The 22,060-nt window shown below is 73.1% G+C and carries 20 protein-coding genes and 1 riboswitch; of the genes, 13 read left to right on the top strand and 7 right to left on the bottom strand.

Annotated elements, in window-relative coordinates; all coding sequences use genetic code 11:
• Positions 1–148: 148 nt before the first annotated feature.
• The gene (locus ADX84_RS14035; RefSeq protein ID WP_049573511.1) at positions 149–667 is read right to left on the bottom strand and encodes a MarR family winged helix-turn-helix transcriptional regulator; all 519 of its coding nucleotides are present in this window, start codon (positions 665–667) and stop codon (positions 149–151) included.
• Positions 668–906: 239 nt separating this feature from the next.
• Between ADX84_RS14035 and ADX84_RS14030 the strand changes: the two genes are divergently transcribed.
• From ADX84_RS14030 to ADX84_RS14015, 4 genes are read left to right on the top strand one after another with little or no spacing between them, the layout of a single operon-like run.
• Positions 907–1,950, top strand: a complete 1,044-nt coding sequence (locus ADX84_RS14030; RefSeq protein ID WP_082206498.1) for a polyprenyl synthetase family protein — start codon at positions 907–909, stop codon at positions 1,948–1,950.
• Positions 1,951–2,003: 53 nt separating this feature from the next.
• On the top strand, positions 2,004–3,467 hold the full coding sequence (crtI, locus tag ADX84_RS14025) for a phytoene desaturase family protein (RefSeq protein WP_049573508.1): 1,464 nt from the start codon (positions 2,004–2,006) through the stop codon (positions 3,465–3,467).
• Positions 3,467–4,423 (top strand): phytoene/squalene synthase family protein, encoded by a 957-nt coding sequence (locus ADX84_RS14020; protein WP_049573506.1) that lies wholly within the window; start codon positions 3,467–3,469, stop codon positions 4,421–4,423. Before crtI ends, ADX84_RS14020 begins: the two co-directional genes overlap by 1 nt.
• A gap of 47 nt (positions 4,424–4,470) precedes the next feature.
• Positions 4,471–5,478 carry a DUF5914 domain-containing protein gene (locus ADX84_RS14015; RefSeq protein WP_049573503.1) on the top strand — a complete coding sequence of 336 codons (1,008 nt, stop codon included), beginning with the start codon at positions 4,471–4,473 and terminating at the stop codon, positions 5,476–5,478.
• Here ADX84_RS14015 and ADX84_RS14010 read toward each other — a convergent pair.
• Entirely contained in the window at positions 5,442–7,016 is a 1,575-nt protein-coding gene (locus ADX84_RS14010) for an FAD-dependent oxidoreductase (RefSeq protein ID WP_049573501.1), read from the bottom strand. The two genes, ADX84_RS14015 and ADX84_RS14010, sit on opposite strands and share 37 nt — an antisense overlap.
• Positions 7,013–7,747 (bottom strand): class I SAM-dependent methyltransferase, encoded by a 735-nt coding sequence (locus ADX84_RS14005; protein WP_049573498.1) that lies wholly within the window; start codon positions 7,745–7,747, stop codon positions 7,013–7,015. Before ADX84_RS14005 ends, ADX84_RS14010 begins: the two co-directional genes overlap by 4 nt.
• Positions 7,748–7,811: 64 nt before the next feature.
• Between ADX84_RS14005 and ADX84_RS14000 the strand changes: the two genes are divergently transcribed.
• Entirely contained in the window at positions 7,812–9,062 is a 1,251-nt protein-coding gene (locus ADX84_RS14000; RefSeq protein WP_049573495.1) for a lycopene cyclase family protein, read from the top strand.
• Here the strand turns inward: ADX84_RS14000 and ADX84_RS13995 are convergent.
• Positions 9,052–9,987: a MerR family transcriptional regulator gene (locus tag ADX84_RS13995; protein WP_049573493.1), complete on the bottom strand. Its 936-nt coding sequence runs from the start codon at positions 9,985–9,987 to the stop codon at positions 9,052–9,054. The genes ADX84_RS14000 and ADX84_RS13995 overlap by 11 nt on opposite strands.
• Positions 9,988–10,080: 93 nt before the next feature.
• Here ADX84_RS13995 and ADX84_RS13990 point away from each other — a divergent pair, with 93 nt between their 5' ends.
• From ADX84_RS13990 to ADX84_RS13980, 3 genes are all read left to right on the top strand, one after another.
• Positions 10,081–10,689 carry a DUF4383 domain-containing protein gene (locus ADX84_RS13990; protein WP_049573490.1) on the top strand — a complete coding sequence of 203 codons (609 nt, stop codon included), beginning with the start codon at positions 10,081–10,083 and terminating at the stop codon, positions 10,687–10,689.
• Positions 10,686–12,173 carry an SDR family oxidoreductase gene (locus tag ADX84_RS13985; RefSeq protein ID WP_049573485.1) on the top strand — a complete coding sequence of 496 codons (1,488 nt, stop codon included), beginning with the start codon at positions 10,686–10,688 and terminating at the stop codon, positions 12,171–12,173. The genes ADX84_RS13990 and ADX84_RS13985 overlap by 4 nt, the downstream gene beginning before the upstream one ends.
• A gap of 141 nt (positions 12,174–12,314) precedes the next feature.
• Positions 12,315–14,441 (top strand): MMPL family transporter, encoded by a 2,127-nt coding sequence (locus ADX84_RS13980; protein WP_049573482.1) that lies wholly within the window; start codon positions 12,315–12,317, stop codon positions 14,439–14,441.
• Here ADX84_RS13980 and ADX84_RS13975 read toward each other — a convergent pair.
• The gene (locus tag ADX84_RS13975) at positions 14,438–15,223 is read right to left on the bottom strand and encodes an aminotransferase class IV (protein ID WP_049573479.1); all 786 of its coding nucleotides are present in this window, start codon (positions 15,221–15,223) and stop codon (positions 14,438–14,440) included. The two genes, ADX84_RS13980 and ADX84_RS13975, sit on opposite strands and share 4 nt — an antisense overlap.
• Positions 15,224–15,290: 67 nt before the next feature.
• Entirely contained in the window at positions 15,291–16,013 is a 723-nt protein-coding gene (locus ADX84_RS13970; RefSeq protein ID WP_049573476.1) for a GntR family transcriptional regulator, read from the bottom strand.
• Between the two features lie 183 nt (positions 16,014–16,196).
• On the opposite strand from ADX84_RS13970, the gene ADX84_RS13965 reads away from it, so the two are divergent.
• From ADX84_RS13965 to ADX84_RS13945, 5 genes are all read left to right on the top strand, one after another.
• On the top strand, positions 16,197–17,450 hold the full coding sequence (locus ADX84_RS13965) for an NRAMP family divalent metal transporter (protein WP_049573474.1): 1,254 nt from the start codon (positions 16,197–16,199) through the stop codon (positions 17,448–17,450).
• A gap of 124 nt (positions 17,451–17,574) precedes the next feature.
• Positions 17,575–18,348: a LamB/YcsF family protein gene (locus tag ADX84_RS13960; RefSeq protein ID WP_049573472.1), complete on the top strand. Its 774-nt coding sequence runs from the start codon at positions 17,575–17,577 to the stop codon at positions 18,346–18,348.
• A 28-nt stretch (positions 18,349–18,376) separates the two neighbouring features.
• Complete coding sequence (locus ADX84_RS13955; protein ID WP_049573470.1) at positions 18,377–18,988, top strand: allophanate hydrolase subunit 1; 612 nt, start codon at positions 18,377–18,379, stop codon at positions 18,986–18,988.
• 41 nt (positions 18,989–19,029) lie between these two features.
• Positions 19,030–19,956 (top strand): biotin-dependent carboxyltransferase family protein, encoded by a 927-nt coding sequence (locus ADX84_RS13950; protein WP_049573586.1) that lies wholly within the window; start codon positions 19,030–19,032, stop codon positions 19,954–19,956.
• 35 nt (positions 19,957–19,991) lie between these two features.
• On the top strand, positions 19,992–20,807 hold the full coding sequence (locus ADX84_RS13945; RefSeq protein ID WP_049573469.1) for a putative hydro-lyase: 816 nt from the start codon (positions 19,992–19,994) through the stop codon (positions 20,805–20,807).
• A 215-nt stretch (positions 20,808–21,022) separates the two neighbouring features.
• Here ADX84_RS13945 and ADX84_RS13940 read toward each other — a convergent pair whose 3' ends face one another.
• Positions 21,023–21,652, bottom strand: coding sequence for a hypothetical protein (locus tag ADX84_RS13940; protein ID WP_049573468.1), 630 nt, complete (start codon positions 21,650–21,652; stop codon positions 21,023–21,025).
• 183 nt (positions 21,653–21,835) lie between these two features.
• A riboswitch (cobalamin riboswitch) is annotated at positions 21,836–21,911 on the top strand.
• The last annotated feature ends 149 nt before the right edge of the window (positions 21,912–22,060 follow it).

Below are 22,060 nucleotides of genomic sequence, written 5' to 3'. Positions count from 1 at the left end.
GCCACGGATGGGTCCCGAGGGATGTTAGGGCCGTTGGTCCCTTGCAGCAAAGTAATGCCACGATTTGGAGTGTTCCGACAAAATCGGCATGCCGGACTTGAGTCCCGTGTGACGCGGTGTTCGCGGGACCCGGAGGACACTCGGAGGATCAGGGTTCGGGCGGTCCCGAGGTGATCAGTTCCTCAAGGGTGAGGCCCACGCGACCCAGCCAGTCCGCGATCACCGCGAGTTCCGCCTCGGTGTAGCCGGAGTGCAGGTCGGTCATGGCCTGGCGCATGCCCGGCGCGGGGGGTCCGAGTGCGCTCTCGGCGCCCTCCAGCAGCCGCACGGCGATCTTGCGCCGGTCCAGCGGGTGCGGCGCCCGCTCGGCCAGCCCGTGTGCCTCCAGCCGGTCCACGACGCCGGTCACGGAACCGGTGGACAGACAGAGGCTGTCGGCGATCTCGCCGGGCGTCATGGTGCCGCTCACGCGGAGCAGTGTGTAGCACTGGAAGTCGGTCGGGTTCATCCCCGTGTGGTCGGCCATGCGGTGCAGGAGCCGGACCAGGCGCACCGCGAGCTGCTGCCCGTCGTTCTGGAGCGCCTCGTACAGCTCCCCACGTGTCCTGTGACCGTGGCCGTCTCCGAGTGCCTTCCCGGGAGGCTCGGTGCTGGGCACGGTGTCCATGGATCTCCCTACCGCTCCGTGAACGGTCCCTCCGGTCACTTGTCGTCGAGTCTAGGCCGCCCCCCAAGTGTCGCTTGGCCACGGAGAGGGCCGCGTGAAATGATCTCCAGAGTAAGATGCTCGGTTTCCAAGGTATTTCCCGAAAAATCGGACACTCACCGGGGGTAGCCATCACCGTCTCGCCTGCGGACACACTGGAGGAACCGCTTCCCACCGACCTCGACGGTGTTCGGGACGCGGTGAACGGGCTCCTGGCCGAATATCTCGGAGACAGGGTCACGGAGGCGTGCGGAACCGATCGCGACTTCGCGGCCGAACTCTGCGCGAGGATGTCCGCCTTCACACTGCACGGTGGCAAGGGACTGCGCTCCGTCCTGGCCTGGTGGGGCTGGCTCGCCGGTGGAGGCGCGGACACCGGCCCCGCCTCCAGGTCGGCCCTGCGCGCGTGCTCGGCGGTCGAGGTGCTCCAGTCCTTCGCCCTCGCGCACGACGACGTGATGGACGCCGCCCCGCTCCGGCGCGGAGCCCCCTCCTTCCACGCCGTGTACACGACACAACACCGGGAGAGGGGCCTGCGCGGGGACGCGCGCCGATACGGCGAGTCCCTCGCGATCCTGGTCGGCGACCTCGCCATGGTCTGGGCCGACGACCTCCTCCACGAGTCCCTGGCCGAACTGCCCACCGGGACCGCCGCGCACGCGGTGTGGCGGGACATGCGGACCGAGGTCATCGCCGGACAGTACCTCGACCTCAGCGCACAGGCCCACGGTGACCGCTCCGAGGAGGGGGCGGTCCGCATCGACCAGCTCAAGACCGCGACCTACACGGTCGAACGCCCCCTGCACATGGGCGCCGTCATGGCCGGGACCGACGAGGGCACGGTGACCGCCCTGCGGTCCTACGGAACCGACGTGGGCGTGGCCTTCCAGCTGAGGAACGACCTGATGGACGCCTACGGCGCCCCGGACCACACCGGGAAGCGGACCGGCGAGGACCTGCGGGAGGGCAAGAACACGCTGCTCCTGGCCTGCGGGGTCCGGAGGGCGGCCGAGACGGGGGACGTCGCGGCCCAGCGGGTGCTCGCCCGGGTCGGCCACCCCTCCGAACGGGTGGACGCCGAGGAGGCGGCCCGCGTGCTGGAGCGGGTCGGCGCCCGCGAGGAGGTTCGCAGCCGGTGCCGGCTCCTGGCCGAACGCGGACTGGGGCGGATCCGCGGACTCGATCTCCACCCCGCCGTCTCCGAAGGCCTGCGCCGCTTCGCCGAGACGGCGGCCCGTACGTGAACCCCGCACCGAGAGGACCCGTCGACGTGGCGCAGAGGAACGGTAGGGACCCCGTGGTCGTGGTGGGGGCCGGACTGTCCGGGCTCTCCTGCGCGCTCCACCTGCTGGGAGCCGGGCGGGAGGTGGTGGTGGTCGAACGCGAGGACCATCCTGGCGGGCGCGCCGGGCGCCTCGACATGGACGGTTTCCGCGTCGACACCGGGCCGACCGTGCTCACCATGCCCGAACTCCTCGAGGAGGCGTTCGCGGCGGTCGGGGAGTCGGTCAGCGACCGACTCGAACTCCTGCCGTTGGCACCCGCCTACCGGGCGGCCTTCACCGACGGCTCCACGGTGGACGTCCACACCGACCGCGAACGGATGGCCGCCGAGGTGGCCAGGGTCGCGGGCCTCCGGGAGGCGGTGGGCTACCTGCGGCTGCGGGACTGGCTCACCCGCCTGTACGAGGTGGAGATGCGCTCGTTCATCGACGCTCGCTTCGACTCACCCCTCGACCTGCTCGGCCCCGACCTCGTCCGGCTCGCGGCGATGGGCGGGTTCGGTCGGTTGTCCAGGGCGGTCGGGCGCCACGTGAAGGACGAGCGCCTGCGCCGGATCTTCTCCTTCCAGTCGCTCTACGCCGGGGTCGCCCCGGACCGGGCCCTGGCCGCCTACGCCGTCATCGCGTACATGGACACCGTGGCGGGCGTCCACTTCCCCAAGGGCGGGATGCGCGCCATGGGCGAGGCGCTGGCGGGTGCCGCGGCCAAGGCCGGGGCGGACCTGCGCTACGGGGAGTCGGCGCACCGCCTGGAGCGCCGGGGGAACCGGATCACGGCGGTCATCACCGGGAAAGGCGAGCGCCTGGCCTGCGACCACGTGGTGCTCACCACCGACCTCGCCGCGGCGCACCGGCTGCTCGACCACCGCTCCCGGCGTCCCGTACCGCACCGCTACTCCCCGTCCGCCGTGGTGCTCCACCTGGGCACCGACCGCACCTGGGACCAGCTGGCCCACCACACGATCTCCTTCGGCACGCAGTGGGAGCGCACCTTCACCGAGATCATCGACGAGGGGCGGACCATGAGCGACCCCTCGCTCCTGGTCACCCAGCCCACCGTCACCGACCCGAGCCTGGCACCCGAGGGCCACCACCTCCTCTACGTGCTGGCGCCCGCGCCCAACCTGGCCGCCGCCGACATCGACTGGGACACCGAGGGCCCCCGCTACAGGGACCGGATCGTGGCCGTCCTCGAAGCCAGGGGTATGACCGGCCTGGACGCCTCGGTACGCGCCGAACACATGGTCACGCCAGCCGACTGGGCACGACAGGGCCTGGCCAGGGGCACCCCCTTCTCCCTCGCCCACACCTTCGCGCAGACCGGGCCCTTCCGGCCGCGCAACACCGTCCCCGGAACCGCCAACGCGGTCCTGGCCGGGTGCGGGACCACCCCCGGGGTGGGCCTGCCGACGGTCCTCATCTCAGGGAAACTGGCGGCCGCGCGCGTCGTGGCCGGAACGGAGCGGCGCGCACGATGATGACCTCAGCCACCGGGGAACTGGACGCCGCGGGGATCGAGGCGGGGAGGCTGCGCGCCGACTACCTCCTGTGCCGAGAGCTGCACGCCCGCCACGGCCGCACCTACTTCGCGGCCACACGGGTGCTCCCGCCCGAGCGCCGCCCCGGCATCCACGCCCTCTACGGGTTCGCTCGCTGGGTGGACGACATCGTCGACGAGCCGGGCGAGGACACCACCCCGGACGAACAGCGGGCCCGGCTGGACGAGATCGGGGCCGACATGGAGACCGCGTTCTCGGGAGGGGAACCGCGGGAGCCGGTGCTGCGGGCCCTCGCGCACACGGTGGAGGGGTACGGCCTCCCGAGCGACTACTTCACCGCGTTCATGGCCTCGATGCGGATGGACCTCGACACCACGGCCTACCGGGACCTGCCCCACCTGCGCGAGTACATGTACGGGTCGGCGGCGGTGATCGGACTCCAGGTCCTGCCGGTCCTGGGGACGAGCGCGCCCAGGGAGGAGGCGGCGCCGCACGCCGCCGCGCTGGGCGAGGCCTTCCAACTCACGAACTTTCTCCGTGACGTGTCGGAGGACCTGCGCAGGGGCCGTGTCTACCTGCCCGCCGACGTCCTGGACGCGCACGGCGTGGACCGGCAGCTCCTGGAACACTGCGCGGTCACCCGTCGGCCCGACCCGCGGGTGCGGGACGCCCTCGCCGCGCTCGTGGAGGCCAACCAGGGATTCTACCGGGAGGCGGAGCCGGGCATCGCGATGCTCTCGCCGGTCGCCCGACCGTGTGTCACCACCGCCTTCCGGCTCTACCGCGCCATCCTGGACGAGATCACCACCGCCGACTTCGATGTGTGGAGCGTGCGCCACCGCGTCTCCGACACCCGCAAGCTGGCGGTGGCCGCGCCCGCCCTGGTCCGGGCGCTCTGGGCGCGGACCGTGCCCCGCCCCAGGGTCGGTACCTGACCCTCCCGGCCGGGAGGGGTCCGACAGAGGTCGCTGAGGAGGCCCCCATGACACTGCCCGACCCCGAGCCGCGCCGTCTGCCGCTGCGGCGCATGCCCAGGAGCACCTGGGCGCGACAGGAACCGACCTGGCGCGAGGCCTCGCCCTCCGTCATCGGTGCCGCCCTCAAGCGGGCCCTCGCCCGTCCCTCCGGGAACTGGTTCGTGCTGGCCGCCAGCTCGGAGGTACGGACGGACCGGCCGTTCGGACGGGTGGTGTCCGGAACCGAACTCGTCGCCTGGCGCACCCCGGACGGGACCGCGCACGCGGGCCCGGGCGCCTGTCCCCATCTGGGGGCGCCGCTGTGTCGGGGGGCGGTGGCGCAGGGGCGCCTGGTGTGCCGCTGGCACGGGCTCTCGCTGGAGTCCGGGGGGATGCCCGGGTGGAGCCCGTACCCGGTGCACGACGACGGCGTGCTCGTGTGGGTCCGCCTGGACGAGTGCGGAGGAGAGGAGCCGACGGAGGCCCCCGTGGTCCCGGAGCGCCCGAGGGCGGACGCGAGCATCGTGGCGGTGGCGAGCCTGGCGGGACGCTGCGAGCCCGAGGACGTGGTGGCCAACCGGCTCGACCCCTGGCACGGTTCGTGGTTCCACCCCTACTCGTTCGTCGGACTGAGGGTGAGCGAGGTCCCGGAGGGGCCGGATCCCGACCCGGACCGGCTGGTCGCGGACGTCGGGTTCCGGGTGGCGGGCAGGTGGGGCGTGCCGGTCCGAGCCGAGTTCACCTGCCCGGAACCACGCACCGTCGTCATGCGCATCATCGAGGGGGAGGGGACGGGCAGCGTGGTGGAGACCCACGCCACCCCGCTCGGCACCGACCGCGACGGGGTGCCGCGCACCGCCGTGATCGAGGCGACGGTGGCGGCCTCCGGGCGCACCGGCTTCGCCCTGGCCCGGCGCGTGGCGGGCGCGGTGCGGCCCGCGATGCGGCTGGTGGCGCGCCGTCTGTGGAAGGACGACCTCGCCTACGCCGAGCGCCGTTACCTGCTGCGGACCTCCGGTCGCTGGCCGGGCTGACGGGCGGCCCGGGCCAGGCCGCGCAGGACCGCGTCGCGCCCCCGCCGGGGCACGGTCCACAGCGTGTGCCCCGGCAGTCCCCAGCGCGACAGCAACGCGTTGGCGGCGCTCAGCCCGGTGGTGGCGGCCCCCTCCATGAGCGCGACCGGCAGGTCGACGCGGACGTGGTCACCCGCCACCACCAGGGTGGGGTCGGGGGTGGTCACCGCGCATCGGTCCCGGTACCCGCCGGGCGGGAAGAGCGCGCAGTCCGCGCGCAGTTCGTGTCGCGAGTCCACCTCGCGCGCCGCCGCCAGCTCCGGGTAGACCGCCGTCGCCTGCTCCCACAGCGACTTCCGCTCCGCGGCGGGATCGTGGTCCTCGGGCAGCGCGTAGGCGTGGAGCTCCACCACGGAGCCCCCGGTGCGCGCGGCCCACTCCCGTGCCTGGTCCTCGTAGCGGTCCAGGACGCTCACGTTGTCCAGCGTCGGATACCCGGCGGTGCCCAGGAAGGCCTGGCGGTGCGGCCGGACCGGGCGGTCCAGCCAGTAGCGGGAGACCAGGAACGGTGGCGCGGACCCGATCCCCGCGACCCGTTCGCGCCAGGCGGCCGTCCCGAGCCCGGGGGACGCGGCCACGAGGGCGCGCAGCCCGCGTGGATCGGCGGCCAGGACCACCGCGTCGAACTCCTCCCGGTCGCCCTCCCCGTCCTCGCGCCAGGTGACCGCGTGGGGCAGGTGCTCCCCGGGAGCGATCCGCTCCACCTCGACCCCCGTCCGGAACCGCACCCCGACCCGGCGCAGGTGGCCCTCCAGGGGGTTCCACAGGGCCTGGGGGAAGGGCGAGCGCGGCACGTCGAACACCAGGCCCTCGGAGGACCCGAGGAAGTAGACGTGGAACATGACCGCCATCTCGGCGGCGGAGAGCCGCTCGGGCTCGGCGAAGAAGCTCCGGCTGAAGACCTCGAAGGCCAGGTGGCGGGCGGATCGCGGGAAGCGGGTCACCTCCAGCAGCTCCCGTGCGCTGCGGTGTCCCAGGCGTTCGTGCACCCCGGGGACGTCCGCGTCCAGGAGCTGGAGTACCGCCGGGACGTTCACGCCGGCCAGTTCCGAGACGGGGAAGCTCCGACTCGTCGCGGCGAGCGCGAACGCGTTCCACGGCGGGGTGGTGGGAAGGTTCGAGAAGCGGTCACGGGAACCGGAGCGGTGCACCAGCGGGTAGTCGGACACCGGCACGAGGGAGTCCAGGCCGGGGTCCGCGCGCCGGAGCAGCCCGCGCAGGTTGTAGTACTGGCGGAAGAAGGCGTGGAACCCGCGGCTCATGGTGGCCGTGCTGCCGTCGGCGAGGGTGGTGTCCCACCCGCGAAGGCGTCCGCCGAGCCCGTCCTCGCGCTCGAACACCACCGCCCCCACTCCGCGCTCGGCCAGCCCGCACGCGGCGGCCAGCCCGGCGATGCCCCCGCCCACCACCGCGACACGGGGAGCGCTCCGCGGGCGCGGCCCACGCGGCTCGGGCGCGCGGATCCGCTCGGCCCGGGGGTCGTTGACGTCGGGGTTCACGGCCTGGCCCCCACGAAGGTGTGCGTGATCCCGTACCGCCAGCCCGGCATGGGCGCGCTGGCCACCGACCCCAGTCCCGCCGCCCGCATGCGGTCCAGCAGGGTGGCGCGGCCGTCGAAGTCCAGGACGCTGCGCCACAGGTACCGGAACAGGTCGTCCCGACCGGCCAGGGCCCGGCCCGTCGGGATCACCACGCCCCAGCACACGGCGTTCCACACCGCGCGGGCGGCGACGGAGTCCGCCACGGAGTACTCGTGCAGTGCCACCCGTCCGCCCGGGCGCAGCAGCTCGCGCACACGCGCCAGGAAGGCGTCCGGGTCGGGCACGTTGCGCACCAGGTAGGCGGCGAACACCGCGTCGGCTGGCCCGCCGAGCACCTCCTCGGCCCACTCCGGGGTGAGGTCCTGGGCGCGCGCCAGATGGAAGCTGACGCCGCTCGGCCAGTCCTTGGCCGCGGCCTCGCGCAGCATGCCCTCGGACGAGTCCACACCGACGATCCTGGCCCTTGGGTACTCGCGGGCCAGAGCGGCGGTGGAGGCACCCGTGCCGCAGCCGAGGTCCACCAGCACCCGGTCCGCGCCGAGGCCCGGGAGGAACAGCCGCCGCGCCGACGAGCGCAGGTCGTGGTGGTATCCGGGGCTGGAGGCGACCAGCCGGTCGTAGGCGGGCGCGGCGTGGTCGAACTCCTCGGTCACGGCGGCGGTCTTCATTCCCTCGGTCGAGGTGGTCATCGGTCCTCCGGACTGGTCGGGGTGGTCGAGGGACTTCGACCGCCGCAAGGGCCATGCTGGGGGGATGGCCGACTACGACGTGGTGATCATCGGAGCGGGGGCCGCAGGGCTCACCCTGGCTCATCGGATCGGGCAAATCAACGATCGGCGCGACCCGCCACTGAGGACGGCGGTCCTGGAGCCGCCCTCCGGCCCGCACACCCCGCCCCCTCGGACCTGGTGCTACTGGGAGTCAGGGCCGGGTCGATGGGACCACCTGCTCGCCGCCTCGTGGGCGGACCTGTCGGTCATCGGCCCGGACGGGGGGGAACACCGCTCCCCGGCGGGGCCCTACGTCTACAAGATGCTGCGCTCCACCGACCTGGACGCGCACGTGCGCGAGTCGGCGGGCGACGGGGTCGAGTTCCGGCCGCTGCGCGTGAACGACACGGAGGACGGTCCCGAGCACGCCACCGTCCGGGCGCTCGCCCCCGGAGGGGATCCGGTCGACCTCACCGCCCGCTGGGTCTTCGACTCACGCCCTTCCGGCCCGCCCCGGGGAGGGCGCACCCGCCTCCTCCAGCACTTCCGCGGATGGTTCGTCCGCCTGCCGGAGGACGCCCTGGACCCCACCGCCGCCGTGCTCATGGATCTGCGCCCGCCCCAGCCACGGCACGGCGTGGCCTTCGGCTACGTGCTTCCGCTCTCGAGCAGGGAGGCGCTGGTCGAGTACACCGAGTTCGGCCGCGCCGCGCTCACCACCGCCGAGTACGAGCGGGCCCTCACGGACTACTGCGAGATGAGTGGGCTCCACGGGTTCGAGGTCACCGCGTCCGAGCAGGGCGCCATCCCCATGACCGACGCGCGACTGCCCACCAGGGTCGGTCGGCGGCTGTTCCGTGTCGGTGCGGCCGGGGGCGCCACGCGTCCCTCGACCGGCTACACCTTCAGCGGCACGGCCCGCCAGACCGCCGCGATCGCGCGTGCCCTGGAACTGCGCCGCGTCCCGGTGCCCCCGGTCCCGCACCACCCCAGGCACCTGGCCATGGACGCGGTCATGCTGCGGGCCCTGGACAGCGGCCGGGTGTCCGGAGCGGACTTCTTCACCCGGCTCTTCGCCGCCAACCGTCTCGGCGACGTGCTCGCCTTCCTGGACGGGGACTCACTTCCGGCGCGCGAGTTCGCGATGGGGCTGACCACCCCGGTCGGGGCGATGTCCCTGAGCACCGCAGACCACCTCTGGCACACGCTGCGCTCGGTGGTCCCCGACCCGTCGCGATGGAACCCGGTCCGGTGGGGGAATCCGGCCCGGCGGGCCCGGGGGGTCAGCCGCTGAGCATCCGCACGCCCTCCGCCAGGGAACCCAGGTGCCCGTCCGCGAAGCGCAGGGCGTCCCCGGCGTCGCGCCATCCGGGACCGGCCGTGTAGAGGGCGGTGCGTTCGGGGGCGCGGACCGTCGCGCGCGCCGTGGCCACCAGTGTCTCCGCGTCGTGTTCGCCGCTCGTGTGGCACCACAGGACCACCGCGCGCGGACCGATCCGCGCGACCGTGCGGACGGTGGCGTCGGTCGGGGTACAGGGTCCCAGGACACGGTGGGCCAGCCCCGCCTCGCGCAGGGACGCGGCCAGCGCCTCCACCGGGAGGCTGTGCATCTCGTGGGGGACGCAGGCCAGGACGACGGGGCGCACGTGCGGGCCGGGGGCCGAGGGTGGCGCGGGCACCCGGCGCAGCACCGAGGACACGCTCCACGAGAGCAGGTGCTCCACCTCCACGTAGCGCTGGGTGTCCTCCCACCGCCGGCCCATGCCGTACAGCAGGGGCATCGCCAGGTCCTCCCAGGTGGCGACGGTCCCGTTGCGTTCCACGGCGGCCTGGAGCAGGTGTTCGACCAGGTCGGAGTCCATGCGCATGGCGGCGCGGGCCACGCCCTGGAGTGTCGGGGTGTGCTCTTGCTCGCGCGCGGGTACGGCCACCGTAGACAGGGAAACGGGGCCGCCCGGGGAGGCGGCACGCGGCTCCGGGACGGTCGCGGTGCGGGTCGCGGAGTCGATCCGGCGCGCGGCCTCGGCGGAGGGGACGCCCTCGCCGACCAGGCGGCACAGTTCGCGCAGCCGGGCGATGTCGGCGGGTGAGTACCGTCGGTGCCCGCCCGGGCTTCGCTCACGCGGACCGATGCCGTAGCGCCGGTCCCAGCTGCGCAGGGTGGTCGGCGCGACCCCGAGGAGCCGGGCCGCGGCGCCCGGGCTGAGTGCGTCGGTCATGGCACCCCAACACGTTGCGAAAGCGGTGCGACTTGTGACGCAGGCCGCTGACCTCTGACTCTAGAGCCTGAGAGCACCGAAAGGGGCGACGACATGGATCTGGACACCACGCGCCGGGCGGACCGGCGGTTGGATCACGTCTACCGGTTCGGGGCCGGGCTCACCGGACTGGTCCTGGTGGGCTTCGGCAGCGCGGGCATGACGATCAGACTTCCGCTGTTCGACACGCAGGGCGAGGTGGTCGCCGGGTTGTCCACGAACGGCGCGCTCAGCTTCCTGTCCATCGCGTTCGGCTCGCTGCTGGTGGGCGCGGCGATCCTGGGCGGCAAGTTCGCGTCGACGGTGTGCGTCACTGTCGGCGGGGCCTTCCTGGTCAGTGGCCTCGTGAACCTGGTCCTGATGAGCACCGACTTCAACATCCTGGCCTTCAGCGTCCCCAACGTGATCTTCAGTTACGTGGTGGGTCTGGTCCTGATCACCTTCGGCATGTACGGCCGGTTCACCGGGAACCTTCCGGCGGACAACCCGTTCCGGCGGTACCGGCACCGCGGCGAGGGGGCGGACGAGGGCGGAGCGGACGCCGAGCGCGCGAGCGCGGAGGGCGCGGCCGGTGCCTCGGCCGACGAACGCACCGACCACGGCGTGCCCGGGCCGCGATCCGCGCGTGAGCGCGAGGACAGCCCCGAGGAGCGTCGCGGATGAGCGCGCCCTCAGGGCGGCTGGCCCTGGTGACCGGAGCCAGCGGCTACATCGGCGGACGGCTCGTCCCGCAACTCCTGGCCGCCGGGTACCGGGTCCGCTGCCTGGCCCGCACTCCCGAGAAGCTGCGCGACCAACCGTGGCGCGACCGGGTGGAGGTGGTCCGGGGCGACGTGGTCTCGGGTGAGGGGCTGGCCGAGGCGTTGTCCGGCGCGGACGTGGCGTACTACCTCGTGCACTCCATGAGCGGTGGCAAGGACTTCGTGCGGACCGACGCCGAGGGGGCTCGGCGCTTCGCGGAGGCGGCCGGGCAGGCGGGGACGGGGCGGATCGTCTACCTCGGGGGCCTGGCCCCGGAGGGCACGGAGCTGTCGGAGCACATGGCCTCCAGGGAGGAGGTCGGGCGGATCCTCCTGGAGGCGTCGGTGCCCGCGGTGGTGCTGCGGGCCGCCGTCATCCTGGGGTCGGGGTCGGCGTCCTTCGAGATGCTCCGCCACCTGACGGAACGGCTCCCGGCGATGACCACGCCCCGGTGGGTGCGCAGCCGGGTGCAGCCGATCGCCGTGCGGGACGTGCTCCGCCTGCTGGTGCGCGCGGACGAGCTCCCCGAGGGGACCAACCGCACCTTCGACATCGGCGGGCCGGAGGTCCTCAGCTACGCCGAGATGATCCAGCGGTTCGCCACCGTGGCGGGGCTGGCCAAACGGCTGATCGTCCCGGTTCCCGTGCTGTCCCCGGGACTGTCGAGTCTGTGGGTCGGCCTCATCACACCGGTGCCGCCCTCGGTGGCCCGGCCGCTGGTGGAGTCGTTGCGGCACGACGCGGTGATGGCGGAGAACGACCTGGCGCGCGAGCTGCCGGACGAGCGGCGGCTCGGGTTCGACGAGGCGGTGCGCCTGGCGCTGCGGCGGATCGACGAGGACCGCGTGGACACGCGTTGGTCCTCCGCGGCCTGGCCCAGCGCTCCCTCTGACCCGTTGCCCAGCGACCCCGACTGGACCGGGGGCAGCCTGTACACCGACCGGCGGGCCCGGTACGTGGACGGCTCCCCGGAGAGCCTGTGGCGGGTGGTCGAGGGCATCGGGGGCGATCGCGGCTGGTACTCGTGGCCGCTGGCCTGGGCGGCCAGGGGATGGATCGACCTCGCCGTGGGCGGAGTGGGACCCCGGCGCGGGCGACGCGACCCCGAACGCCTGCGGGTGGGGGACTCCCTGGACTTCTGGCGGGTGGAGGAGATCATCCCGGGCGAACTGCTGCGGCTGCGCGCGGAGATGCGCCTGCCCGGCCCCGCCTGGCTGGAACTGCGTGTGGCGCGTCTGGAGGGGCGCACGGTCTACTGCCAGCGCGCCCTGTTCCATCCGAGGGGGCTGGCTGGCCACCTGTACTGGAAGGCGGTCACGCCCTTCCACGGAATCGTCTTCGGCTCGATGGCGAGCAACATCGCGGCCCGCGCGGAGGAGGACGCCGAGGTGACGGCCGGGACCTGAGCCCCGATGGAGGAGCACCGCCGGGGTGCGCTACGTTGTGGGAAGAATTAGCTAGAAATCCGAGAGACTCGGTTTCCGAGTCATTTGGACACAGTTGGGGCCGCGCGTCCACTGGACGCGGGCCCGGAAGGACTTCCCACGTTGCCGACACGACACGAACCCCCGGCCAGACGATCCCGTTGGTGGGTCGGCGCCGCACTTCTGGTCAGCCTGGTGTGGCTGCTCGGAGCGGGCCCGCTCGGCGCCTTCCTCGGCAAACTCGGCGAGGTGCAGACCAACGACCCCGGCGCCTTCCTGCCGGTCGGGGCCGAGTCGACCGAGGCCGGTGAGCTGGCCGAGGAGTTCGACCGCGGCGACACCGTCCCGGCGATCGTGGTCCTGTCCGCCGACCAGGAGCTCACCGAGACCCAGCTCACCGACGTGGGCGCCCTCGGAGAGCGGATCGGGGACCAGCCGTGGGTCTCCGGTGAGGTCGTCGGTCCCGTGCCCGGCACCGAGGACCCCTCCGTAGCCCAGCTGATCGTGCCGATCGCCTCGGAGAACGACACCGGCGACTCCGTGACCGAACTCCGGGAGCTCCTGGCCGACCACTCCCCGGACGGGGTCCAGGCGCAGGTCACCGGGCCCGCGGGGTACGCGGCGGACCTCGTGGCGGCCTTCGGCGGCATCGACTCCACCCTGCTCATCGTGGCTGTCGTCGCGGTCCTGGTCATCCTCGTGGCGGTCTACCGGTCACCCCTGCTGCCGGTCCTGGTGATCCTCGCCTCGCTCCTGGCCCTCGGGCTGTCCGGCGCGCTGGTCTACGCGGCGGCCGACGCCGGGCTGGTCAGCCTCAACGGCCAGAGCCAGGGCATCCTGTTCATCCTCGTCGTGGGCGCCTGCACCGACTACGCGCTGCTGCTGGTCGCCCGCTACCGAGAGGAGCTGGCCGCCCGGGAACGGGTGCCCGACGCGGTGCTCGCCGCGGTCCGGGGGGTCACCGGACCGGTCCTGGCCTCCGGCGGAACCGTGATCCTCGGGGTGCTCTGCCTGCTCGCCGCAGACCTCGCCTCCACACGCAGCCTGGGCCCGGTGGTCGCCCTCGGAGTGGCCGCCGCGATGCTCGCCGCCATGACCTTCCTCCCCGCCGCCCTCGCGCTGTGCGGGCGCGCCGCCTTCTGGCCCAGCGCCCCGCACCGCGTCCGCGAGGAGTCCGGGAACACCACCGACGAGGTCCTGCGCCAGCACCCGCTCTGGGGGCGGATCGCCGCCACGGTCTCCCGCCGCCCGCGCGCCTACTGGCTGGGCACCGCCGCCCTGCTGCTCGCGGCCGCCGTGTTCGCGCCGCAGTTCAGCGCCCAGGGCACCGGCCAGGCGGAGGTCTTCCGCACCGAGGTCGAGGCCGTGGATGGACAGGAGACCCTGACCCGGGGGTTTGGCTCCGACTCCAGCGCGGCGCCCGCCCTCGTGGTCGCCCAGGAGAGCCGCCTGGATGAGGTGGTCGCCGCGTCCGAGCGGGTCCCCCAGGTGGAGGGGGCGGTGCCGGTCACCGAACCCGGTCCGCCCGGCGCGGAGGCCGAACCTCTCGTGGAGGACGGCCGGGTCCTGGTCGAGGTGGTGCTGTCCGCCGACCCGGAGTCCCCGGAGGCGGTGGAGGCCGTTCGCGACCTGCGCGCCGAACTGGACGCGGTCGAGGGGGCCGACGCGCTGGTGGGCGGAGTGAGCGCCACCGACCTCGACACCCTGGAGACCGCGCAGCGGGACTTCGTGGTGGTCGTCCCACTGGTGACGCTGGTGGTCTTCCTGGTGCTGATCCCGCTGCTGCGGTCGCTGGTGGCGCCGCTGCTCCTGATGGCCGCCAACGTGCTCTCGTTCGCCGCCGCCTTGGGCGTCGGCACCCTGGTGTTCGACCACGTCCTCGGGCTGCCGGGCGCCGATCCGGTGGTGCCGCTGTTCGCCTTCGTCTTCCTGGTGGCGCTGGGGATCGACTACAGCATCTTCCTGATGTCCCGCGCCCGTGAGGAGACCCTCGTGCACGGGCACCGGGAGGGGGTCCTGCGGGCGCTCACAGTGACCGGCGGGGTGATCACCTCGGCCGGGGTGGTGCTGGCGGCCACCTTCGCCGCGCTGGCCGTGATCCCGCTGCTGTTCCTGTTGCAGCTGGCCTTCCTGGTCGCCTTCGGCGTGCTGGTGGACGCCCTGCTGGTGCGGACGCTGCTCGTGCCCGCCCTCTCCCTGGACGTGGGCCCGCGCCTGTGGTGGCCGGGCCGCGCGGCCCGGCCCCGCTAGAGCGGGTCGCCGGGCAGCTCCTGGTAGGCCCGGGCGATCCTCAGCGAGAGCCCGGGCCGGGGCAGGTCGACCCCGTCGATCGAGGCCACCGGACGCACCCCGGTGGCGGCGTTGGTGACGAAGGCCCCCCGCATCCTGGTGGCCGCGACGGCGGCCAGGGGACGGGTGGAGACAGGGACCCCGAGTGACCCGGCGACCCGGTCGACCAGGCGCGCCGTCACCCCCTCCAGGCAGGGCGCCTGGGGCCAGACCAGCCCTTCGCCGTCCAGGAAACCGATGTTCCAGGTGGGGCCTTCGGAGACGCGGCCGTCCACCCCCATGAAGAGGGCGTCGTCCAGTCCGTCCAGCTGGGCGGCGCGCCGCTGCCGGATCACCCCGAACAGCCCGGTGCCCTTGATGTCGGGGGCGTCCCGGGTGAACTGACGCGTGCCGAGGTGGACCGGCGGCGGGACCGACACCGGCGCGGGGCGCGTGGAGACCAGGATCTGGGGCATGGTCCGAGCGGCGGGGCGGCCCAGGTCGATCTCCGGGTCGTGCACGGTCACCCGCACCACGCACGGAGAGGGATGGGCGCGGGCCGCGCGGCGGGCGAGTTCACGTACGCGTGGGACGTCGAGCTCGGCGCCGAAGAGGGCCGCACAGTCCCGGGTGAGTCGTTGCATGTGCAGGTCGAGTCCGCGCACCCGCAGGTCGGTGACGAGCATGGTCGTGAAGTGCCCGTAGCCGTACAGGGCGAGGCCTGAGAGTTCTCCCGCGCTGACGGGGCGTCCGTTCAGTTCCATTACGGGGCCCATTCTGGCACTTCGGGACCTCTGGCAGGGGTGGTTCCCGCAGCTCCGCGCGCCGCCCTCAGACCTTCGGGTTCGGGCTCCGGGATCCCGTCTCCATCGCGGTGAACGCGGTCACCAACTGCTCCTCGGAGGTGTCCAGGTAAGCGCCGAGTTCGGTGGCGGCGGTGTCGGCGTTCCCGTCGGCCAGCGCCAGGTGGATGCGCCGGTTCCACTTGAGGTAGGGGTCGTGGAACTCGCGGGGCGCGGCCATCACGTGGAAGACCAGGCGGGTCTCGGCCAGGACCTGGCGCATGAACTCGTTCACCCGGGCACTGCTCGCCAGGGCCGCGAGCGCCTCGTGGAAGCGCATGTTCGCGCTGCCCATCCGCCACCAGTCCTCCCGGGCCCGGGCCCACTCGCCCTCGTCGACGGCGGAGCCCACGGCGCGTACCAGGTCAGCGGGGGCGTGGGCCGCTCCGCGCACGGCGGGAAGTTCCAGGGACCGCCGCGCATTGAACAGATCGCGGACGTCCTCGCTGGTGGGGCGGCTGACGAACACCCCGCGGTGCATGTGGTGCACGAGCAGGCGTTCGTGGCTCAGGAGCCGGAAGGCCTCGCGCAGGGTGTTGCGGGAGACCTCGTACTTGCGGCTGAGCTTCTCCTCGGACAGGCGCACGCCGGGGGCCAGTTCGCCGTCGATGACGAAGGTGCGGAGCAGGTCGGCGACGCGTTCCGCCTGACTGGTCGGCCGGGCCAGGGCGGGTGCGGGCAACCGGTCGATGTGGTCCTCTGTCGCCGTCACGTGAGCCCTCCGCCTGTCTCGTGCGCCCACACCGGAGACGGGGTGGTCCCACCAATGTTACGTACCGGGGGTTCGCGATTTTACTTATCCGTGCCTTACTTGAGGTGCAGGATTGCAGTATTGTTCAACAATCCAACAATGAGGTTGGCGTCACAACCCTCCCGGACACCTGGAGAGTCAGCCATGGGCGAAACGCCCCCCGCACCGCAGCAGAAGGTGCGTCCGAGGCTTGGCAGAGTCACTCTGAGCAGCGGTCTCCTCGGAGCCATGTTCCTGATGGCCACCAGCGCCATCGGACCCGGGTTCATCACCCAGACCACGACCTTCACGGCCCAGCTCGGCGCCGCGTTCGCCTTCGCGATCCTCGTGTCGATCCTGGTCGACATCGCCGTGCAGCTGAACATCTGGCGCGTCATCGGCGTCTCCAACATGCGCGCCCAGGATCTGGCCAACAAGGTCCTGCCGGGGGCCGGTTACCTGCTCGCCGTCCTCATCGTCTTCGGCGGCCTGATCTTCAACGTCGGCAACATCGCCGGTACCGGTCTGGGCCTCGACGCCATGATCGGTCTCGACCCGCGCGTGGGCGCCGCGATCTCCGCTCTCGTCGCCATCGTCATCCTGGCCGTCAAGCGGCTCGGCGTGGCCCTGGACCGCATCCTCGTGGTCCTCGGCGTCATGATGATCGCCCTCACCGCGTACGTGGCCCTCGTGTCCAGCCCGCCCGTGGGCGACGCCCTGCGCCAGTCGGTCCTGCCCGAGGCGGCCAGCAGCGACCTCTTCCTCGCCACCATCACCATCATCGGCGGCACCGTGGGTGGCTACATCACCTACGCCGGTGCCCACCGGCTCATCGAGAACGGCATGGGCGGCCGCGAGAACATTGCCGCCATCACCCAGACCTCCGTCACCGGCATCATCGTCACCGGTCTCATGCGGGTCCTCCTCTTCCTCGCGATCCTGGGCGTGGTCGCCGGAGGCGTCGCTATCATGGACGCGCCCAACCCCTCCGCTGAGGCCTTCTACCAGGCCGCCGGAGAGGTCGGCATGCGACTGTTCGGCATGATCATGTGGGCGGCCGCCGTCAGCTCCGTGATCGGCGCCTCCTACACCTCCATCTCCTTCGTCACCACGTTCTCGCCGTGGCTGGAGCGGCACAAGGGCAAGCTGGTCACCGGCTTCATCGGCATCTCCCTGGCGATCTACCTGGTCTCCGGGCAGGCGCCGGGCACCCTGCTGGTCATGGCGGGCGCCCTCAACGGCGTCATCCTGCCGGTCGGCCTCGGCCTCCTCCTGTGGGTGGCCGCCCGTCACTCGAAGACCCTGCTCAACGGTTACCGCTACCCGCGCTGGCTGCTGGTCATCGGCGTCGCCGCCTGGCTTCTCACCGTCTACATGGCGGTCAACGCCCTGGGCGGGATCGCCGCGCTCTGGCAGTAGCAGACAGCGTTCCGGAGCGGCGGCCACCGCTCCGGGGCCCGGAACACCGCCCCTCGGGCACAGTGGTGCCGACGCCACCGCGCGTGGCGTCGGCACCAAGGGGTACGAGAACTAGGAGGAGCACGTGCGCATCGACCTCAACTCCGACCTCGGCGAGAGCTTCGGCCGCTGGGAACTCGGGGACGACCAGGCGCTGCTGTCCATCGTGACCAGCGCCAACGTGGCCTGCGGATTCCACGCCGGTGACCCTTCGGTCCTTCGGCGCACCACGGCCGAGGCCGCCGCGCGCGGGGTGGCCGTCGGCGGACACGTGGCCTACCGGGACCTGGCCGGGTTCGGGCGCCGCTTCGTGGACGTCCCGCCCGCCGAACTCACCGACGAGGTGCTGTACCAGCTCGGTGCGCTGTCGGCCTTCACCGCGCTGACCGGCGAGCGTGTCCGCTACGTCAAGCCGCACGGCGCCCTGTACAACGCGATCGTCCACCACGAGGAGCAGGCCGCGGCGGTCGTCGAGGCCGTCCGCGCCTTCGACCCGGACCTGCCGGTGCTCGGCCTGCCCGGGTCGAGCTTCCTCGAACAGGCCGACAGAGCGGGGCTGCCCACCTACCGCGAGGCCTTCGCCGACCGCGCGTACACGCCGGACGGCACCCTGGTCTCACGCCGCGAGCCCGGGGCCGTCCTGCACGACCCCGAGGCCATCGCCGCCCGCTGTCTGCGGATCGCCAGGGGCGAACCCATCGAGGCGGTGGACGGTACCGAGATCCTCGTGCGGGCCGACTCCCTGTGCGTGCACGGCGACAGCCCCGGAGCGGTGGGCATCGCCCGCGCCGTGGCCGAGCTGCTGCGTTCAGAGGGCGTGAGCATCGCGCCCTTCGCCGGTTCCGCCCAGTCCGACTGACCGAGCCCGTCCCGATTTGGAGTCGTCCGTGCGCGTCCTGAAGTGCGCAGACACCGGGGTCCTGGTGGAGGTCGCCGACCTCTCGCAGGTGATCGCCCTCGGCGCAGCCCTGGAAGCGGAACCGTTGCCCGGCGTCGCCGACGTCGTCCCGGCCGCCCGTACCGTCCTGCTGCGGCTGGAACCCGGCACCGACCCGGCGCACGTCGCCGAGGCCGTCACCGGGCTGCCCCTGACCGCCGGAGTGAGCCGTGGGGTGGGGGAGACCGTCACCATCCCCGTCCACTACGACGGGGAGGACCTCGACGACATCGCCGAACTCACCGGCCTCAGCCCCCTTGAGGTGGTGCGCGCCCACACCGCCGCGACGTGGACGGTCGCGTTCTGCGGGTTCGCGCCCGGCTTCGGCTACATGGTCGGCGACGACCCGCGCCTGCACGTGCCCCGCCGGGGCGAGGCCCGCACTCGCGTCCCCAAGGGCTCCGTGGCCCTGGCGGGGGAGTTCACCGGGGTGTACCCGCGCAGCTCACCCGGTGGCTGGCAGCTGCTCGGCCGGACCGACGCCGTGGTCTGGGACCTGGACCGCGACCCGCCCGGCCTGCTGCGCCCCGGCGTCCGCGTGCGCTTCGAGGAGGTCTCGTGAAGCCGGTGACCTCTGACGAAACCGCCTCGGCGCGCGAGGCCATGGGTCAGCCCGCGCCCTCCGCCGGGGCGGGAGCCCGGGAACACACCGCTCGGACGGCGGACCGTGCGTCCGGTGCGGCCCTGGAGATCCTGGCGACCGGGCCGATGACCACCGTCCAGGACGCGGGTCGCTTCGGCCACGCCGCCCTGGGCGTCGGTCGCTCCGGCGCCGCCGACGCCGCCTCCTACGCCCTCGCCAACCGGCTCCTGGCCAACCCCGAGGGCGCGGCCGCCCTGGAGGTCACCCTCGGCGGCCTTCGGGTCCGCGCGCGCGGGGCGGTGACGGTCACGGTGACCGGCGCGCAGACCCCCGTCCGTGTGGACGGGCGCGGCGCGGCGGTCAACGAGGTCCTGCACCTGCCCGACGGGGCCGAACTCACCCTGGGCGTCCCCGCTCGCGGTCTGCGGTCCTACCTGGCCGTGCGAGGGGGAGTCGCGGTGCCGCCCGTCCTCGGCTCGCGCAGCACCGACGTGCTCGCCGGGCTCGGCCCCGCCCTGCCCGGCGCCGGTGACCTGCTGCCGGTCGGCCCGGCCCCGGCCGCCCTGCCCCACCTGGACCACGCCCCGGTCCGGCCCGTCGGCGGCGACGTGGTCGACCTCCGCGTGGACCTCGGCCCGCGCGAGGACTGGTTCACCGACCACGCCGTCACTTCCCTGCTCTCCCGGGAGTACGAGGTGACCTCCCGGAGCGACAGGGTCGGCGCCCGGCTGGCCGGGCCTGTCCTGGAACGCTCCCGCGAGGGCGAACTCCCCAGCGAGGGCATGGTCGCCGGGTCGCTCCAGGTGCCCCCGGGCGGAGAACCCGTGCTGTTCCTCGCGGACCACCCCGTGACCGGCGGGTACCCGGTGATCGCGGTGGTGCGCTCCGCCGACCTGCCCAAGGCCGCCCAGGCCCGCCCCGGTACCCGGATCCGCTTCGTCCTGTGATCACCTCGCCCAGTGAAGAGAGAGGCCTGGAAACGATGAACCACGCACCCGACCGCACCGGCCCCGAGGGTCCGTCCCCGGCCGACCTCTCTCCCGCTCGGGCCCGGGCGCTGTTCCGGGGCGGACTGCGCGTGCCCACCTCCGGCTACAGCCCCGGGTACGCGCAGGCCAACCTGATCTCGCTCCCGCGTGACCTCGCGTTCGACTTCCTGCTGTTCGCCCAGCGCAACCCCAAGGCCTGCCCGGTCCTCGACGTGACCGAGCCCGGCGAGGTGTCGGCCTCGGTGTTCGACGGTGACCTTCGCACGGACCTGCCCGCCTACCGCGTGTACCGCCACGGCGAGTTCGTGGAGGAGCGCACCGACGTCACCGACCTGTGGCGGGACGACCTGGTGTCCTTCCTCATCGGGTGCAGCTTCACCTTCGAGACCCCGCTCCTGGAGGCAGGGGTGCCGGTCCGCCACATCGAGACCGGCGGCAACGTGGCCATGTACCGGACCAACCGGGAGTGCCGCCCGGCCGGTCGCTTCTCGGGACCCCTCGTGGTGTCCATGCGCCCGATCCCGGCCGGTCAAGTCGCCGACGCAGTGCGGATCACCTCGCGCTACCCGGCCGTGCACGGGGCACCCGTCCATGTGGGTGACCCCGCCGCTCTGGGGATCACCGACCTGGACCGGCCGGACTACGGTGACCCCGTGGAGGTCCGGGAGGGGGAGGTGCCGGTGTTCTGGGCCTGCGGTGTCACCCCGCAGGCGGCGGTGACGGCGTCCGCTCCCGAGTTCGCCATCGGGCACGCCCCGGGCCACATGGCGGTCACGGACGTCCGGGACACCGCCTACCAGGTGCCCTGACCGGGCCCTGACCACAAGGGGGTCCCAGGGCGCGGAGACGGTCGGTCACCAGTTGGCGCAGCCGACCGTCGCGCGTCTCCACATGCTGGTCCGCAGCGTCCGGGCACCCGGCAACCGGACGCGTGCTCGGGGTTCGCGCCGCCGGAGCGGCCGTACGGGCCGAGCCCGCGAGGAGGCGCGGCGGACCGAGGCCGCCTCGGCCCGCGTTCGCGAGGTCAGGACCTCTTCGCCCGCGTGGTGGCCTGGCGCAGTCCCAGGCTCCGCAGCTCGAGCGCGGCCAACCCGGCCACCGCCGCCCGGTCGTTCTCCTTCCAGGCTCCGGCAGGGTCGTCGTGCACCCGCATGAGTCTCGTGGCGGAGGCCGATGTCAGGGCCCGCAGCGCGAGGAGCCGGGTCCGGGCCTCCGGAGCCAGCCGGTCGAGCCGCCTCGTGTCGGTGGCCCGGCCGATCCACCGGGCCCGCATGGGCAGCCAGGTCGCGGCGATGAGGAACAGCGGGAGCACCGCCACGAGCGTCGGCAGGGTGACGGCGAGCGAGGCCACGGTCTCCTGGAAGGAGTCCCCCGCCTCGCTCAGGGTCGCACCGGTCTCGCTGAGGTTCACGAAGGGCGTGGCCAGGGCCTCCCCGGCGAGCGGGACCTGCCGGACGTTCTCGGCGGCGGTGCTCATGTGCTCGGTGAACCCCTCCCCGGTGCTGGACATCAGCTCACCGGGGCGGTTCAGGGAGAGGATGACCTCGCGCAGGGTCAGGGCGGCGTGCACCCACACGACCACCCAGACCAGGGCGAACAGGTCCGAGATCAGCTGGAGACTGGCTCGCACGGGGGTGTCGGCGTACAGCTTCAAGGGGGACTCCGGGGGGTGAGGAGGGAAGCGGCGGGGTTCTGGGGCCCACGCCTGCCCGTTACCCGTTTTCCGTCCGTGCGCACCCTGCCCGGGTGCGCCTGCACCGTAGGCGTGCGGGGGGCGCTGCTGTACGATGACGACGTTCCAGCGGATAAGGAACACATAAGTACATAGTCGCGATCCAGGGGGAAGACCGGTGGGAATCCGGCGCTGACCTGCAACCGTGTGCGGTGGGAGACCACCGCGAGTCGGACTGCCCTGGGTCGCGAGAGCGGTCACCCACTGTCACGGTCTACAGGTGGGGCCTGCCTTCGGGGACGCCGTGTCCTCGAGGCGAGCCCCCACCCACGGGCCCGCCTCGAAGACACGGCGTCCCCGAAGGCAGGCCCCACCTGTAGACCGTGACAG

The sequence above is a fragment of the Nocardiopsis sp. SBT366 genome, from assembly GCF_001083815.1.
In the GTDB taxonomy this organism is placed as follows: domain Bacteria; phylum Actinomycetota; class Actinomycetes; order Streptosporangiales; family Streptosporangiaceae; genus Nocardiopsis; species Nocardiopsis prasina.
The sequence above is the reverse complement of the archived record's forward strand: the minus strand, read 5'-3'. Positions and strand labels throughout refer to the sequence as shown.